Below are 14,890 nucleotides of genomic sequence, written 5' to 3'. Positions count from 1 at the left end.
CCGGGCGGGCCTTCCTGTGCGACATCCCCTACGGGTAGCCGCGGGCGGACCGCTCGTGTTCGAGCGCTCCCGGATTCGTCGGGGTTCGCTCAAGGGCGGCGTCCGGGTAGCCGCTTGCGCGGGTGTGTTGCGCCAACGCCCTCCGATCGCGGGGCTGATCGGCGGCTACGTCCAGGTAGACCGTGGCGAAGGCCGAGGCGGCGGCCTCGATCGAGTACGCGGAGCGTACGGTGTCCGCCGCTCGTGCTCTCATGGCGGCCAGGTCACCTGGCGGCACCGCAAGCAGCCGACTCAGGCCGGCGGCCAGCGTGGTGGGGGACGAGGCGTCCAGGAGCAGGCCGTTGACCCCGTCTTGCAGGTAATGGGGGATGCCACCGCGGTCGGTGGCCGCGACCGGTAGACCCGCGTCCATCGCCTCCAGCACGGCGATGCCGAACTCCTCCTTCGCACTGGGGCAGACGTAGTAGGCCTGTCCGGTGCTGTCGGAATCGGCCAGGGCCCGTTCCAGCCTCCGGACTTCCGCGTTGGGCAGGGCCGGCATCAGAGCGAGGCGGCCCGCCGCCTGCGGGTACGCGTCGAGCAGACTCTCGATGGACGTCCGGACCTCACGTTCCGCGATGTCCGAGGCGTCCAGGTCCGCGGTGCCACCGATGATCACCATCGCGGAGCGGCGATGCAGGCCGGCGTCGAGCCATCCGCGGACCAGTGCGTACTGCTGCTTGACGGGGTGCATCCGTCCGACGGTGAGGAAGAGTGGCAGCGGGCGAGTCGTCGGATCCAGCGAGGACAGACCATCGCCACCGCCGTAGAGGCGCTTCAACAGGGCCGCGTGCCCCTCCGGCTCGTTCGGCGCGGGCCGGTAGGTGGTGATGCCCTCGGGCGGGGCGCTGAGCCCCGAACCGAGGGCAACAAGTTGCGGAAAGTAGCTGATCAGCTCGGCCGTACCCCCGCGGCCCGGAATGGCGACCACCTTGTGGGCCCGATCGACGAGCCGATCCGCCACGAAGACACGGTGCAGGTCATGGCGCAGTTCCTCCGACGCTTTCGCCGCTTCGGGTTCCTCGCGGGCGGCGCGATGCTCATTGAGGCGCCGGTGCGGATCGGGTGTGGCGGTGAACACCAGGGGCACGGACAGGTGTCCGGCGGCTTCGGCGACGGCCAGGGACCGGTCGTCGGCGAACCTTACGTGCATCAGGTCCGGTCGGCGCGGCATCCCGGACAGAAGCCGACGGATCCACCATGCCAGAGCGGTCCCGGCTTGTTCGCCGGCCGAGTCGTGGTCGTCGACGGGCAGACCCAACGTCCAGTGCCCCTCGCCCCGGCGGCGCAGGAGAGAGGGTTCCCGGCGCAGCGATGCCGCGTCGGCTGTGACGAGAGTGATCACCGCATCGACGGCGGCGTGCTGCGCGAGCGTGTCGCCCAGGCTTCCCAGGAACACCCCCAGTCCTCCGCTCAGGCCCTCCCCAGGGTTGTCCATGGCTCCCACCAGCATGGATTGCACGACCAGGAGCCCGTCGCCGTGCGGAAGACCCGGAAAGTCGAAGAACCTTCCGCCGGCGGCGGTGAGAAGGAGTCGCTCGTACGGGTCGGCCGCCGTGGCCGATGCGGGAAGCAGGCGTCGGCCTGCGGGCTTGTCGGCCAAATGGCGCCACAGGGCGTGACGGAGGACGCGCGCACCGAAGCGGCCCCCGTGCAGGAGTCGGGACCATTCGGCGGGGTCCAGCGGCTGTAGACCCGCCGCCGTCGCCAGGTCGATCAGGCCGGATGCGGTGACCGGGTCGACAGCCCGGGGGATTTCGCGGCGAAGGGCGGACACGGCCCGATCGGGTCCGTAGCGGAGCAGGGATACGGGCCAGGCTTCGGCGACCGCAGCGAAAAGCCATCGGTCGCGGAGGCAGGCCGCGGCGACCAGTTCCTCCGGCGGCACGGCCACGCCTTGCCGCACTGCGCGGCGCAGGGTTGCGGTACGACGGTCGAGGGGATGGAGCACCGTGTCGGTGACCGAGCAGTACTCCGCGTGGAGAAAGCGTTCAAGCGCGCTGCGTGATCGCGGCCGGTGGTCCGCGGCCGCGGCCCCGGACCAGAAGGACCGCCTGGCCGCGACAAAGCAACCGGGATCCTCGTGCGGGCTGGCTGTGTCCACGGCATCCGCTCTCGCTCGGGTGGCTGGTCACCCGAGCTTCGGGCCGGCCACGGCCTTCGGATGCGCCCTCGGTTCCCTGCGCCGCCGATGCAATCCCGCGGTGCGCCCACCGCCGGCCGCGGCCTCTGGATCAGCAACGTGAGCGCGACGAAGTCGAGGCGCGGCGGCCATGCGAGAGCAGCCCGGTCCGGTCGCCGCGGTCGACGCCGCGCGTCACCTCGGTCGGCGGGCCGAAATGCCACGCGTCCGGCAGGGGCCCGGAGAGGGAAGTCAGGGCGAAATCCGTCTACCGAAGGTGAGCCCGTATGCCCCGCGTCACTGTGATCGCGCCCCCGTTCCGTTCCCACGCGGGGCCCCTTTCCGTCCTGGCGGGTGAACTGAGGGCGGCGGGCGCGGAGGTTCGCTTCGCCTGCTCCAAGGAGTTCGCGGCACTGGCGGAGGAGTCCGGGGTGGCCTTCAGCACCCTCACGGTGACGCGCAACGCCAACACCGGGATCGCGCGTCGTACCGCGCAAGGACGGGAGGAGGCCGAGCGACTGGAGGAGTTCCTCTCCGCCACGCGGGCGGGCGCCGTACCCGCGTTGCTCGTCCAAGCGCGCCACCGTCGGGCCGACATGCTGGCGGAGCCGGACCGGGTCCTGGCCGAGATCCGCTCACTGCACGAGCGGTGGCCCGCCGACTGGTACGTGGTGGATCAGCTCAGCTATGCGGTGACCCTCGCCCTGCACTGCCTGGACCTGCCGTACGCGAGCTTTTGCCCCGGACATCCCAGCTACCTCACCCAGACACCCGGAGCCTTGTTCGGAGTGCCGTACGCGTGGCCGCGCGCTGTGCGGCCGGCCGCGTCGGACCTGCTCGCGCTGCGTGGGGAGGCACAGGCGAACGACAGCGCGTTCACCGCGCTGTTCGCCGAGTTCGCGGCACGCCACGCGCCGCACCTGCCGGCACCCGGACGGGCGTTCGCCCTGTCCTCGCCACGCGCGGTGGTGGTGAACTACCCGCAGTTGGACTGGCTGCCCGGACGCCGGGAGTTCCCACGCTACGTGTTCAGCGGGCACTGCACGCGCCCGGATACGGCCGGCCTCGGAACACACTGGGAGTCGGAGGTACGGCGGCTCCGGCAGGCGGGGCGGCGGTTGGTACTCGTGGCCCTCGGAACTTTCCTCGCCGCTCGCGACGACGTTTTGGAGGCGGTCAGCCGAGGTGTGCTCGACGCATGCCCGGAGGCATCGGTCATCGTCGCGGCCGGAGACCGGGCGAGCGCATTGGGCCACCTGGCCGGTCCGCGCGTGACGATCGCGGAGACCGTACCTCAACAAGCGCTGCTGTCGCGGGTGGATGCCATGGTGCACCACGGCGGGAACAACTCCTTCACCGAGTGTTTGTCCGCGGGTGTGCCGGCCCTGGTGCTTCCCTTCTCCAGTGATCAGTTCTCCATCGCCCATGACGCCGAGCGAGCAGGTGCGGGACTGTGCCTGAATCCGCACGGCCTGACACCGCGCGAGGCCGGGACGGGTGTGGCAGCGCTGCTGCGCTCGCCCTGGCCATCGCTGGAGGCGCTGGGTGACCAGGTCCGCTCGCTGGGGCCGACGCGCGCAGCGCGACGACTGATGGCGCTGATGGCGTGAGCCCCGCAGCCGCGGAGGCGACGACCGGACCGTTCGGCCATACGCTGCACGAACGAGGCAGGATGTCCTGCCGCGGATGGGGTTCGATGCTTGGTTCTCCTGGTCACACACCTTGAGGAGCCCCGTCATGGACCTGCGCGAAGGGCTGCCGGTGGATCACCGGCTGACTGCCATGCACCGCGTCGGCGCCGCATGGGGCGGCGTGACACTCCTGCTCCTGGGCCGCCTCGGCTCCTCCGATCGACCCCTTGGCGTCCGACGGTGACCGGCAGGGGCGTAGAAGGGGCGCGGGTTCTCGTCGCGGGCGCCACGGGTGTGCTCGGCGGGCTCGCTGCCGCGGAGCTCGGCGATCGTGGCGCGCTCGTCGCCCTGGCGGGGAGGAACGCAGGTCGGCTCGCGGAACAGGCGGCTCGCTTGGGCGCGCGGCCGGCACGCGCGATGGACGCGTACGACACGGACGGCTGCGCGGAGCTCGCCCCGTGGGCGCGGGATTGTCTGGGAGGTCTGGATGGTGTTCTGGTGGCGGTGGGGGTGGCCGGTTTCGGCCCGGCGCGGGAGGTGGCGGACGCGGCAGCCGAGCACATTTTCCAGGTGAATGTGCTGTGCCCTGCGGCGATCTTGCGGTCGGCCGTCGGATGTGTGGCGAGCAGCGGGTTCCTTGCCGCGGTCACGGGCGCGATCGTGGACGCGCCGATGCGTGGAACGGCCGACTATGCCGCCGCCAAGACGGCTCTGAGCTGCTGGCTGGGCGTCCTGGCACGCGAGGTCCGTGGGCAGGGGCTGCGGGTGTACGACTTGCGGCCGGCGCATCTCGATACGGGCTTCGCGGAGCGATGCGTGACGGGAAGCCCTCCGACCCTCCCCCCGGGCGGGGACCCGGCGGTGGCCGTACGCGCACTGGTCGATCGGCTCTCCGGCGCGGAGCCCCCGCACGACTCCCTCCCGCCGCTCGCCCAAGGAGGTGGGGGACGTGGAGACCTACCGTGAGGGCGCGGGCCGCCCGACCGAATCGGTGTGGGACTATCCGCGCCCGCCCCGGGTGGAATCGGACCCTCGCCACGTCGTGGTCGCGCACGGCGGGATACGGGTGGCGGACACCCGTCGTGCGCTGCGCGTCCTGGAGACGAGTCATCCGCCCGTCTTCTACGTTCCTCGGGACGACACCCTGTCGGAGCTGTTCGTGCGGTCGGGTTCGACGACGTGGTGCGAGTGGAAGGGCGTGGCCACCTACTGGGACCTGCTGGTGCCAGGTGCGGCCAGGTCGGCCGACGCGGCGTGGAGTTATGAAGCACCCCTGCCGGGATTCGCTTCGATCACCGGCTGTGTCGCGTTCTATCCGTCCCGGGTGAGCGGCTGCTGGGTCGACGGGGAGCTGGTGAGCGGTCAACCGGGCGACTTCTACGGCGGCTGGATCACGTCGGAGATCGTCGGCCCGTTCAAAGGGGGACCCGGCTCCCAGGGCTGGTGAACGAAGCCTCAGCCGCGGAGCAGGGTCTCGATCAGGGTCAGGCCCGAACGCAACCCTGTGAGCCGGTGGGAGCCGGTTTCCGGGAGGCTGCTCCAGCCGGGTCCCGCGAGGAGCAGCCGGGAGTGCGACCTGGCACCCCTCAGGCCCCATTCGACGTTTCGCACCGTGCTCAGGACCTCCGGGACCGCGGTGGTTCGACTCTGGGACCACACCACGACCACCGACGGACCAACCCGCCGTACGGCCTCCCCCAGCGCGTCGGCCGGAACCGCCGGACCGAACATGCGCGTCGGTAGCCCCCTCTCGCCGAGCGCCGCCCAGAGGGCTTCGAGGGGCAGGGCATGGAGCTCACCGGGCGCGCCGGCCAGCAGGACCGGCGGGACGTCCTTGGCCGGGGGCAGCCGCGGCACTCCGCGCAGGGACAGGGAAACGAGCCAGGACAACAGGTGCTCCACCTCCACGTAGCGCTCTCCCGCCGAGACCCACTTGCGGCCGACGGCGTGGAGCGTAGGCGCGATGATCTCCTCCCAGGCGGTGACGCAGCCGAGTTCGCCCAGCACTCGGTTCAGGAGGTCCTCCACCGCGTCCGCGTCCAGCCGGACCGCCGCACGCGCCAGCCCACGGCACTCGGTGCGAGCCCGTCCAAGGGGCAGGACGTCGCGGCCTCCCGGTGCGCGGGCGAACGGCTCGTCCACCTGACCGTGAGGGTCATCCAGTGCTCCGGTACGACGCGCGGCCCGCGCGGCCTCGGCAGGAGGCACGCCGCGCGAGGTGAGACGGCACATCTCCTCCAGGCGGGCGATGTCCGGCGGCAGCCACCGGCGATGCTTGCCGTTCCCGCGGACAGCGGAGGGACCGATGGCGTAGCGGCGCTCCCACGAACGCAGGGTGGCCGGTGCCACACCGAGGCGCAGGGCCACCGCGCCGGTGCTGAGCCCTACAGCGGCGACGCTGCCGGTCACCGACGCCACCGTGGCGATCTCGGTGCTTTCCTCCGACCTCACCCGTTCAACGATACGACCGCCCTCAGGAGGGACCGTGGTTCATGCGCTCGTGGCGCGAGTCCGGTGGCACCGAGGGCGGCACCGCTCCGGGGCCCGACGCACTGTGTCATCCGCGAGAGCCTCATTCGTTTTGCACGAAAGTGTCGCCTTGCGCTCGGCGTACTCCTCGCAACTCTCGCGGGCGTGCGACTTGGCACGCTCGCGTTCCTCCAGGTGGGCGGCGTAGCCGCCGCCGAAAAGAGCGCGCCGGGACATCTTCGACCTCGTCGTCGACGAGAAGCCGACGGCCGGCTGCCGGCGTCGCGCCCGGCGTGTTCATGGACGGCGACGACATCGGCAAGTGGCGGCAGCAGAGGCGGGGCACCCGGGCTGGTCGGGTTCGGCTGCGGGCGCGCGGCTGAGCCCCGGCCCCTCGCAAAGGAGCCGGAGCCCGGTGCTGGCCCGTCAGGCGACGGTGGCGGCCTTGGTGACCGCAGCGCGCGTTCAAGAAGAGCGCGTCCGAAGGGTACGAGGTGCTGCCCGAGCTCGTTACAGGAGCATCGATCCGTTCAGCCGACTTCGGTGTTTTCCGGCGCCGGAGGAATTCGGGTCGGAATATCGAACTCCGGGTACAGCTGGAAAGTGCCCTGACATGCAGTCAGCAACCACTTTCCGTCTTCTTTGGACATCACATAGAGCGGCGAGTTGGGGTTTCCGTCAGGCTTTCCATCCAGCGTGTACTGCTGCCCCTTCACCTTCACCGCCGCCACATCCGAGCGGATGAACAGCACGTCGATCAGCTCATAGGTGACCGTGGCGTTCTCCATGGCCCCGGGCAGGACTCGACGGGTGAACTCCGCGATCTCCGCTATCCCGGTCAGAATCCTTCCATGTGGTGCGGTGTAAATCGCATCCTCACGGAATAGGCTCAGAAATTCATCGGGAAGTTCATGCTGTTGAGAATGCTGCACCTTGGCGACCACTCCCCTGATCGCCTCGATATCCCGCTTCTTCTGCTCATCAATCAGCGTCGTGTCCATACGGATAATTATGGAAGGCAATGCCGTTCCGCGGTCAAGCAGTCTCCAGCGGAACACGAGCTTCCCTGCGTGAATCACCGATTTCGTGACACCCCTGAACGCTCCGCCAACGGGAGTCGAGGGGGAATGTGCGGGCCGCACGACAGAGGAACCAGAAGCACGTTGTCGATCCGTCACTTCCGGTCGGTCCGGAGCCTGCCAGGGGTGAGGAGGGTGAGCGGCTGTTGCTCCGGTTCCCGTGGCTGATCGATCAGTGATCGACTACTCCGTCATCAACACCGAACCGCAGGGCTGGCGTCGTGGCCCGGAGGCGGCGTCCCGCTACCGGAAGCGCGAGGGTCACTTGGACGTCCTCTACGAGCACACCGAGGGGGCGTACCCACTCGGACGGTGGTTCTCCGATCAGCGCCGGCCTCACGGCCCTGGCGCAGTACGCCGCGTGGGAAGGCCGACTGCCGGGGCGCGGCGTCGCCCATGTCCTGCCCGACGGAACCGAGCATCGCACCGGGATCCGGATCGGGAACACGCAAGCCCGCCGTGGCCACCTCGCCCATCACGTTAGGGGGCTTCCAGGGGCGGAACAGGGGGCGGGTCGTGTGGTCCGCGGGTTGGTGGGCGGGAAGCATGAGTGGCGGCCTTTGCCAAATTGTCCAGCACATGAAGGAGTTAGACATGCGACACCGCATTTCGGCCGCTCTGGTCCTGGGGGCTGTCCTCGCCATCGCGCCCACGGCGACCGCTTACGCCGCCGCCCCGACCACCGTCACCGCCGACCAGTGCTTCAAGAACGGCGGCTTCTTCGGCGGCTACAACAGTGACGCCAAGGCATTCTGCACGCGCGGCGTGTACGACGGCATCCCGTTCGACAAGGACCCGAGCCAGGGCTGGTGTCCCGATGGCCAGCACATCGTCTTCCGATACCTGCAAGGCCTTTTCTGCGTACCCAACGTGCCCAACGTCAAGGGCTGACCCCGGCCGCTCGAAGTTCGTGTGAGCTGTCCCGAGCCTCGCCCGGCACTTCGCCCGGGCAGGCAGGGGTGCCTTTCCCCGGTACGCATCAGCCGCGCCGGGGGCCGGCCGTCCTCCCGATCCGGTCCGGTCCCGCGGGGCCGGTTCGGGGCCGGCCGGCGTGGTGCACGCCGGGAACGTGATCCGTGGGATCGGGCGGCCGTGCGGGATGGGCGTCGGGAACCGAACATGGCAGGTGTCTGGTCGGTTCGGTCAGACCCGTCCCATGCCCTGGAGGAAACGTGTCGGACCTCAAGTTCGAACAGAAACGCTCGTTGTCCCGAAGCGAGGCCGCCGAGCAGCTTTCGGCGCTCGCCGAGGCGCTGAGAGACGGTGGGAACGCCGAGGTCACGCTTGGTTCGGGCGTCCTGAGCCTGCGCGTGCCCGACGAGCTCCACAGTGAGATCGAGATCGAGGTGGACGGTGACGAGATCGAGCTGGAGATCGAGCTGAAGTGGACGACCGGTCGACCCCGTACGGCTGCCCGCGCCCAGCGGGGGACCTCACCGGACGCCTCGGACGAGAGCGAACAGGCGCCGACGGCACAGCATCGACCCGCACGGCCGAGGAAGACGGCGGCGACGGCCAAACCCCGCCGGTCCGTCGGGAAACGTCCGTGAGCTGCGGCTCCGCGGTCCTGCACGACCGGCGACGCGGTTGCGGTAGCGGTTGCGGTTGCGGTTGCGCCACTGGCATCCGGTCGCGCCGTACATTCCGCGTCGCCTTCCGCATCCCCTTGTGTCGCCGTCGGATCATGTCCGCGGGCGGGCCGGAGGTCCGCATGCCACCGCCGAGGCGCTCCGGCGGTCGCGTCGCCGGCTCGCCGCGTCCATGGTGGGGTGAAGACGGGGCTCAAGGGGCACGGAGCCCCTCGGATCCCAGGACGTGAACGAGAAGACGCGTCGCTGAACGGAGGCTCCCCACGTGAGCATGCACGCCCAGGCACGTCTGGCCCTGCTGTCCGGCGCGGCGGCCCTCGTCGTCCTGCTGGTCTTCGCCGGGCTCCGGAGCGTCGTCCTGGTGGGCGTCGGGCTCGCCGGAGTCGCCCTGACCGCTGTCGCCGCCTGGCTCGTCCTGGCACACCGTGGCCCCGTCCGGTGGATGGCGGCGCTGCTGTTGGTGGCGGCGCCCGTGGCGGTGATCGTGTGGTTCGCCCGGGTGGGATTGCTCTGGGTGGTGATCTGCTCGGTCCTCCTGTGGGTCCTGGCCGCGGCTTGCGGGCGTGCCGCGCTGGTCCAGGAGGGCCGGTCCCGGATGCCCGAGCTGCGTGCCGTGCCGCCGCTACGGCCGTACATCATCATGAATCCCCGCTCCGGCGGCGGAAAGGTCGGCTCCTTCCGCCTGCGCGAGAAGGCCGAGGCGATGGGCGCCGACGTGGTGCTCCTCGACCCGGAGCATCCCCAGGACGTCGCCGCTCTCGCGCACCGGGCGGTGGACGAGGGTGCCGACCTGCTGGGAGTCGCGGGTGGCGACGGTACGCAGGCACTCGTCGCCGGCGTGGCCGCGGAGCGGGGCGTCCCGTTCCTGGTCATCAGCGCGGGTACGCGCAACCACTTCGCCCTGGACCTCGGACTGGACCGGAGCAACCCGGCGTCCTGCCTGGACGCTTTGGCCGACGGGGTGGAGATCCGGGTCGACCTCGGCAGGATCGACGGCCGGCCCTTCGTGAACAACGCGTCCTTCGGGACGTACGCGGAGGTGGTCAGGAACCCGGCGTACCGCGACGACAAGATCCGTACGATCCTGGCGCTGTTGCCGGACCTGCTCGCGCGCCACACCGGCCCCCGGCTCAGCGTGCGCGCCTCCGGGTTCGCCGTGGACGGCCCGCAGGCAGTGCTGGTGAGCAACAATCCGTACGGCAGGGGTGACACGGCGGGACTTCGCAGGCGCAGTCGGCTGGACACCGGCACGCTCGGCGTACTGGGCGTGAAGGTGACCAGCGCCGCGCAGGCGGCCGGGATCCTGCGTCATGGCCGGTCCGGTGGTCTGACCTCGGTCCGTGCCCACGAGGTGGTCGTGGACTCGGACGATCCGGTCATCCGGGTCGGTGTGGACGGCGAGTCCCTGACGATGCCCGCGCCGGTGCGCTGCCACGTGGAACCGGGAGCACTGCGGGTCCTGGTACCCCGGCACCGGCCCGGAGCCGGTGCCGGGGTACCGATGAACTGGCCCGAGGTGCGCAGACTGGCCTTCACGACGGGGCGGCGGGCCGCGGGCTCCGGTCGGTAGCCCAGGGGTCCCTCGGGCGGCCCCGGCACCGGCCCGGAACCCGGGCGGACCGGGGCGACGTGGTGGCCGCGTCGCCGCCCACCACCTGAGCCGGCATCCCTTGGAGGCCAACGGGGCGCCGCAGACGCTACCCCCGGCACTTCCTCTCCGGCCGGCCGGAGGAGGTCAGTGGGGGATGCGCCGGGCCGGGCGGGTGACGAGTTCCTCACGGAACTCGGCGATGCGCGAGTGGACCTGACGCATCAGCGAGGTGTCCTCGATGCGGTCCAGGTAGAGGCAGCGGGCCGCCAGCGCCGGCAGCTCGAAGGCGAAGCACAGCGACATGAGCGGGTTCACGAAGAGCTCGCCGCCGCGGGTGCGCTCGGTGAACCGGACGTCCCCGAACGCACCGCGCACGGCCGCCGCGATGGAGCCGTTCACGATGCTGGGACGGTCGGGGGTGTGCTCCTGGGCGTGCGCCACCGCGTCCAGGTAGAGCGTGCCCTCGCGGGTGGCCCGCGGTATCGAGAACGCCCCGAGGTACGCCCCGTCGCGTTCCAGCGCCGCGATGTTCTCCAGCACCAGGCCATGGCTGACTCCGTGGTACGCGTCCACGCCGAAGCCGACCGACACGACGAGGCGCTCCGGTACGTCGTCCAGCGCTGCCAGCGCCGCGACGCTGGCCAGGTCCTCCTCGGGGGTGCCGAGGCCGGCTTCGTCACCGCGCATCAGGATGTCCGTGCCCCCGTCGACCAGGACGACCGCGTCGATGCGGTGGAGGTCGATCAGTGCCCGGTAGGCGGCGCGCAGGGGCTGCACCCCGACCTGCGGGAAGGCGTACACCGTCGACGGGTAGCCGAGCCGCCGGAGCCACTGGGCGAGGGTCCGCTCGGGGAAGTAGGCCTGGTGGGACGCGGTCTCGGGGGTGATCGCGGCGAGGTCGGGCGCCACCCAGTCCTCGATCGGAAGACCGGCGAGGGAGCTGAAGGAGAGGTTGGCCAGGTGGACGTCCTTGCCCTGGTGCATGAGGGAGAGCGCGATGGGGAGCCCGGCGTAGATGTCGAACCCTCCGCCCGCGCCGGCCACCAGCACGCGTTCGGCACGGTCGAGGCGGGCGAAGAGCGGGTTGGCGTGCAGGGCTGTCATGCCGGTCATTGTGGGGGCCACGCGAAGATCGCGCCCCGGATTTTCGGTGCCCGCCAGGGGCTACCGGTCGAGGGGGCCGTTCGGTTCCTCCCCCGCGTACAGCCCCGTGAGTTCGGCGGCGATTCGGGCCAGCCACTGTCGTACATCCGGCGGCTCCAGGACCTCGACCCCTGCTCCCAGCCCGGCCAAGTGCCCCGCCAGGGCCTTGGCGGCCGGGCCGTCGATCCACACCTCGGTCCAGCCGTCGGGCTGCGGACCTCCGACGCGCACGCGGCCGCCGAGGAACCGTTGCAACAGGGCCAGCGTGTCCGGGTGCACGCGGGCCCGGGCGGTCACCGCGTACATGCCGTCCTGGAAGGCTCCGGACAGCGTCCGCCAAGCCGTGGCGAGGTCGAAGTCGGGCGGCCGGACCACCGGTTCGCCGGTCGGCTCGACGGAGGTGACCCTGCTCAGCCGGAAGGTGCGCAGGCCCTTGTCCGTACCGGCGACCAAGTAGTCCACGCCGGCCTTGGCCACGAGCCCGAGGGGGTCGACGGTGCGTTCGCCGGCTGGTTTGCCGACGCCCGCGTACCCGAGGCGGACACGGATCCCGTCCACGACGGCGCCCTGGAGCGCGGAGCGATGGGCGGTATCGGCGGTGACGGCGGTGCGGGACCAGTCCGTGGCGTCGACGATCCCCGCGCGGGTCGCGGCATGGGCCTGCGCCCGCATCGTCGGCGGCAGGGCCCGGACCAGTTTGCGCAGGGTGGTGCGCAGTTCGGGAGTGGCGGACAGGGGGCCGGTGAGGAGGAAGAGCGCCCGGGTCTCGTCGGCGGTCAGCCCGGTGAGGTTGGTACGGGCCCCACCGACGAGGGACCAGCCGCCGCCGCGGCCGCGTTGCGAGTGGACGGGGATGCCGGCCGCGGCCAAGGCCTCCAGGTCTCGGCGCGCGGTGCGCTCGGACACTTCCAGCTCGGCGGCCACTTCGGGGACGGTGACGCGGCCGCGTTCTTGGAGGAAGAGCAGGGTCGCCACCAACCGGTCGGCTCTCATGTGCCCTTTTCCTCCTTCGTGGGTGCCGCTTCGTCGCCTCTCAATTCTCATGGGAAAACTGGCCAGAAGGTGGCCACTTCTACTCGGAGGATGAACCCATGAACAAGACCGAGCAGCGCATCGAGACCCCGTCCGACTCCACCGGTACGGTCGCCACCCCCTCCTCCTTCGATCCGCGGATCGACCTCGCCGCGGCCGTCGAGCTGGCCGGCCGTACGCTGGCCGCCGTCCGGCCGGAGCAGTACGACGCCCCGACCCCCTGCGAGGAGTTCGATGTACGGCGGCTGTCGAGCCACCTCGTCGCCGTCGTGCGCCGCATTGCGGTGATCGGGCGCGGCGAGGATCCATTCAGCGTCCCGTCCTTCGCCGACGAGATCTCCGACGGCGCATGGGCCGCGGCCTGGGTGCCGGGTGCCCGTGAGGTCGCCGAGGTGTGGGCGGATCCGGGCATCCTCGACCGGCAGCTGCGCCTGCCGATGGGCGTCCTGCCGGGCGTGGCCGCCGCGGCCGTGTACACCCACGAACTGACCGTGCACACCTGGGACCTGGCCAGGGCGACCGGGCAGGCCCCGGAGTGGGACCCGGCACTCATCGAGCGTGTGCTCGGCGTCGTACGCCGCGCGCTGCCGGCCGAAACCCGCGGCGGGCGGATCCCGTTCGCAGAGGTGGTGGCCGTGAACCCCGAGGCCCCGGCCATCGACCGGCTGGTGGCCTGGGCCGGACGCCGGCCTTGAGGGCCCAGCGCGGGGGGACGGCCTTCCGGATCGGAAAGAGTCAGCCGGAGGGGGCTGCTTATGGTCCCGGAGCTCGGCGGGCGGGAGCATGCGATCCATGTCCGGCACGCGCCCGGCGCTCGTCGCACTGGATCCGCCACACCGTGCCGGCCCGCGTGCGGACCGGCCCGATCCACGGAGCCTCCACCGCCTCCGCGATCAGCGCCGTGGACGTCCGGGGTCCGGCGGACGGAGCCCGACCACACGAGCAGGCCCGCCTCGACGAGGTCATCGACCCTCCGGGCCGTGACCTCCGGACGCCCCATCGGTAGCGGGTCCCCGAGCGCCACTGTCAGCCGCTCCGCCGCGAACGCGGATACGCCCCGACTTCCGGGCGCATCTCGAGTGACGGGCGTGGGAGCGGTCTGGCTGCGGCAGGGTGGAGGGTGGTTTTCGCACGTCAGGGCCGCTTCCTCGGGTTCCGAGGGGGCGGTCCGAGGTGTCCCCGCTTTGACGTGCAGGCAAATGCCTGCATGATGGAGGGCGTGAGCGATGAGATGGACCGGGTCTTCAAAGCCCTGTCCGATGCGACCCGCCGGCGACTCCTGGACCGGCTGCACGAGAACAACGGCCAGAGCCTCGGAGAACTGTGCGAGGGCCTGGGCATGGCCCGCCAGTCGACCACCCAGCACCTGGGACTTCTGGAAGCCGCGAACCTCGTCAGCACCGTCCGTCGGGGCCGGGAAAAACTCCACTACCTCAACCCCGTACCCCTCCACGAAATCCAGGAGCGGTGGATCGACAAGTTCGAACGCCCCCGCCTGCGCGCCCTCAGCGGCCTGAAACGGAAAGCGGAACAAGCCATGGCCGGCAAGCCCGACTTCGTCTACACCACCTACATCGAAGCCACCCCCGAAAAGGTCTGGGAAGCCCTCACCGACCCCGAGACGACCGCCGCCTACTGGGGCCACTCCAACGTCTCCGACTGGCAGCCCGGCTCCACCTGGGAGCACCGGCGCACCGACGGCTCCAACACCGCAGACGTGGCGGGAACCATCATCGAAGCCGTACCGGCCGAACGCCTCGTCCTCACCTGGGCCGTCCCAGGAGAGGACCGCCCCGACGGGCCCTCAACCGTGACTTTCAACCTCAAGCCGCTCGGCGGCACCGTCCAACTCACCGTCACGCACGTGAACCTGCGTGACGAAGCCGAACGTCATCAGGCCGCCGGCGGCTGGTCGGCCGTCCTGTCCAACCTCAAGACCTACCTCGAAACGGGCAGGCCCCTGCCCCTCCCCGCCTGGAACTGACCCCCGCCCGGCCGACCGCATCGCCGGGGATTCGGCCCGGCCCGCCAGGGGCGGGAGACCCGCCTTGCCGTGCGGGGTAACCGGGACGGATCTAGGGTGTGCAGGGAGGCTCCTCTCCCGTGGACGCCCGACAACTCCGCCGCCGCCCGGTGCTCCCCGTGAGCGACGGAAGGGGGCTCGGCACCCCAGCGCGAGGAGCCCCGATCCTTCG

Annotated in this window: 15 protein-coding genes; 10 read left to right on the top strand and 5 right to left on the bottom strand. The window is 71.0% G+C overall.

Features of this window, described 5'->3' with window-relative positions:
* Positions 1-28 precede the first annotated feature (28 nt).
* A complete protein-coding gene (locus ACFY0I_RS30095; RefSeq protein ID WP_388901718.1) occupies positions 29-1,816 on the bottom strand; it encodes a glycosyltransferase family 4 protein in 1,788 nt (595 codons plus the stop codon).
* Positions 1,817-2,592: 776 nt separating this feature from the next.
* On the opposite strand from ACFY0I_RS30095, the gene ACFY0I_RS30090 reads away from it, so the two are divergent.
* The 4 genes from ACFY0I_RS30090 to ACFY0I_RS30075 all read left to right on the top strand — a co-directional run bounded on the left by ACFY0I_RS30090 (position 2,593) and on the right by ACFY0I_RS30075 (position 5,239).
* Positions 2,593-3,771 (top strand): glycosyltransferase, encoded by a 1,179-nt coding sequence (locus tag ACFY0I_RS30090; RefSeq protein WP_388901716.1) that lies wholly within the window; start codon positions 2,593-2,595, stop codon positions 3,769-3,771.
* Between the two features lie 127 nt (positions 3,772-3,898).
* Positions 3,899-4,036, top strand: coding sequence for a hypothetical protein (locus ACFY0I_RS30085; RefSeq protein ID WP_388901714.1), 138 nt, complete (start codon positions 3,899-3,901; stop codon positions 4,034-4,036).
* A complete protein-coding gene (locus tag ACFY0I_RS30080; RefSeq protein ID WP_388901712.1) occupies positions 4,033-4,758 on the top strand; it encodes an SDR family NAD(P)-dependent oxidoreductase in 726 nt (241 codons plus the stop codon). The genes ACFY0I_RS30085 and ACFY0I_RS30080 overlap by 4 nt, the downstream gene beginning before the upstream one ends.
* Positions 4,742-5,239, top strand: coding sequence for a DUF427 domain-containing protein (locus ACFY0I_RS30075; RefSeq protein ID WP_388901711.1), 498 nt, complete (start codon positions 4,742-4,744; stop codon positions 5,237-5,239). The genes ACFY0I_RS30080 and ACFY0I_RS30075 overlap by 17 nt, the downstream gene beginning before the upstream one ends.
* A gap of 8 nt (positions 5,240-5,247) precedes the next feature.
* Here ACFY0I_RS30075 and ACFY0I_RS30070 read toward each other — a convergent pair whose 3' ends face one another.
* Positions 5,248-6,243: a MerR family transcriptional regulator gene (locus tag ACFY0I_RS30070; protein WP_388901709.1), complete on the bottom strand. Its 996-nt coding sequence runs from the start codon at positions 6,241-6,243 to the stop codon at positions 5,248-5,250.
* Between the two features lie 548 nt (positions 6,244-6,791).
* Entirely contained in the window at positions 6,792-7,262 is a 471-nt protein-coding gene (locus ACFY0I_RS30065) for an SgcJ/EcaC family oxidoreductase (protein WP_388901708.1), read from the bottom strand.
* Positions 7,263-7,500: 238 nt separating this feature from the next.
* Between ACFY0I_RS30065 and ACFY0I_RS30060 the strand changes: the two genes are divergently transcribed.
* From ACFY0I_RS30060 to ACFY0I_RS30045, 4 genes are all read left to right on the top strand, one after another.
* Positions 7,501-7,824 carry a helicase associated domain-containing protein gene (locus ACFY0I_RS30060; protein ID WP_388901706.1) on the top strand — a complete coding sequence of 108 codons (324 nt, stop codon included), beginning with the start codon at positions 7,501-7,503 and terminating at the stop codon, positions 7,822-7,824.
* A 110-nt stretch (positions 7,825-7,934) separates the two neighbouring features.
* Positions 7,935-8,231 carry a hypothetical protein gene (locus tag ACFY0I_RS30055; protein ID WP_388901704.1) on the top strand — a complete coding sequence of 99 codons (297 nt, stop codon included), beginning with the start codon at positions 7,935-7,937 and terminating at the stop codon, positions 8,229-8,231.
* Positions 8,232-8,545: 314 nt separating this feature from the next.
* The gene (locus ACFY0I_RS30050; protein ID WP_388901703.1) at positions 8,546-8,890 is read left to right on the top strand and encodes an amphi-Trp domain-containing protein; all 345 of its coding nucleotides are present in this window, start codon (positions 8,546-8,548) and stop codon (positions 8,888-8,890) included.
* A gap of 310 nt (positions 8,891-9,200) precedes the next feature.
* Entirely contained in the window at positions 9,201-10,499 is a 1,299-nt protein-coding gene (locus ACFY0I_RS30045; RefSeq protein WP_388901770.1) for a diacylglycerol/lipid kinase family protein, read from the top strand.
* A gap of 165 nt (positions 10,500-10,664) precedes the next feature.
* Here ACFY0I_RS30045 and ACFY0I_RS30040 read toward each other — a convergent pair whose 3' ends face one another.
* Both ACFY0I_RS30040 and ACFY0I_RS30035 read right to left on the bottom strand, forming a co-directional pair.
* Positions 10,665-11,624: a DUF1152 domain-containing protein gene (locus tag ACFY0I_RS30040; protein ID WP_388901701.1), complete on the bottom strand. Its 960-nt coding sequence runs from the start codon at positions 11,622-11,624 to the stop codon at positions 10,665-10,667.
* A 60-nt stretch (positions 11,625-11,684) separates the two neighbouring features.
* Positions 11,685-12,656, bottom strand: a complete 972-nt coding sequence (locus ACFY0I_RS30035) for a helix-turn-helix transcriptional regulator (RefSeq protein WP_388901699.1) — start codon at positions 12,654-12,656, stop codon at positions 11,685-11,687.
* A 98-nt stretch (positions 12,657-12,754) separates the two neighbouring features.
* Between ACFY0I_RS30035 and ACFY0I_RS30030 the strand changes: the two genes are divergently transcribed.
* Positions 12,755-13,390: a TIGR03086 family metal-binding protein gene (locus ACFY0I_RS30030; RefSeq protein WP_388901697.1), complete on the top strand. Its 636-nt coding sequence runs from the start codon at positions 12,755-12,757 to the stop codon at positions 13,388-13,390.
* 536 nt (positions 13,391-13,926) lie between these two features.
* Positions 13,927-14,679 (top strand): ArsR/SmtB family transcription factor, encoded by a 753-nt coding sequence (locus tag ACFY0I_RS30025; protein ID WP_388901768.1) that lies wholly within the window; start codon positions 13,927-13,929, stop codon positions 14,677-14,679.
* Positions 14,680-14,890 lie beyond the last annotated feature (211 nt).

The sequence above is a fragment of the Streptomyces sp. NPDC001568 genome, assembly GCF_042893755.1.
GTDB lineage: Bacteria > Actinomycetota > Actinomycetes > Streptomycetales > Streptomycetaceae > Streptomyces.
Note: the sequence above shows the minus strand (reverse complement) of the source record. Positions and strands in the feature narration are given on the sequence as shown.

Excerpts from the sequence above, each read along its gene's own strand:
- ACFY0I_RS30085 (WP_388901714.1), top strand. The coding sequence starts at position 3,899 with ATGGACCTGCGCGAAGGGCTGCCGGTGGATCACCGGCTGACTGCCATG.
- ACFY0I_RS30035 (WP_388901699.1), bottom strand. The coding sequence starts at position 12,656 with ATGAGAGCCGACCGGTTGGTGGCGACCCTGCTCTTCCTCCAAGAACGC.
- ACFY0I_RS30055 (WP_388901704.1), top strand. The coding sequence starts at position 7,935 with ATGCGACACCGCATTTCGGCCGCTCTGGTCCTGGGGGCTGTCCTCGCC.
- ACFY0I_RS30040 (WP_388901701.1), bottom strand. The coding sequence starts at position 11,624 with ATGACAGCCCTGCACGCCAACCCGCTCTTCGCCCGCCTCGACCGTGCC.
- ACFY0I_RS30045 (WP_388901770.1), top strand. The coding sequence starts at position 9,201 with ATGCACGCCCAGGCACGTCTGGCCCTGCTGTCCGGCGCGGCGGCCCTC.
- ACFY0I_RS30030 (WP_388901697.1), top strand. The coding sequence starts at position 12,755 with ATGAACAAGACCGAGCAGCGCATCGAGACCCCGTCCGACTCCACCGGT.
- ACFY0I_RS30065 (WP_388901708.1), bottom strand. The coding sequence starts at position 7,262 with ATGGACACGACGCTGATTGATGAGCAGAAGAAGCGGGATATCGAGGCG.
- ACFY0I_RS30025 (WP_388901768.1), top strand. The coding sequence starts at position 13,927 with ATGGACCGGGTCTTCAAAGCCCTGTCCGATGCGACCCGCCGGCGACTC.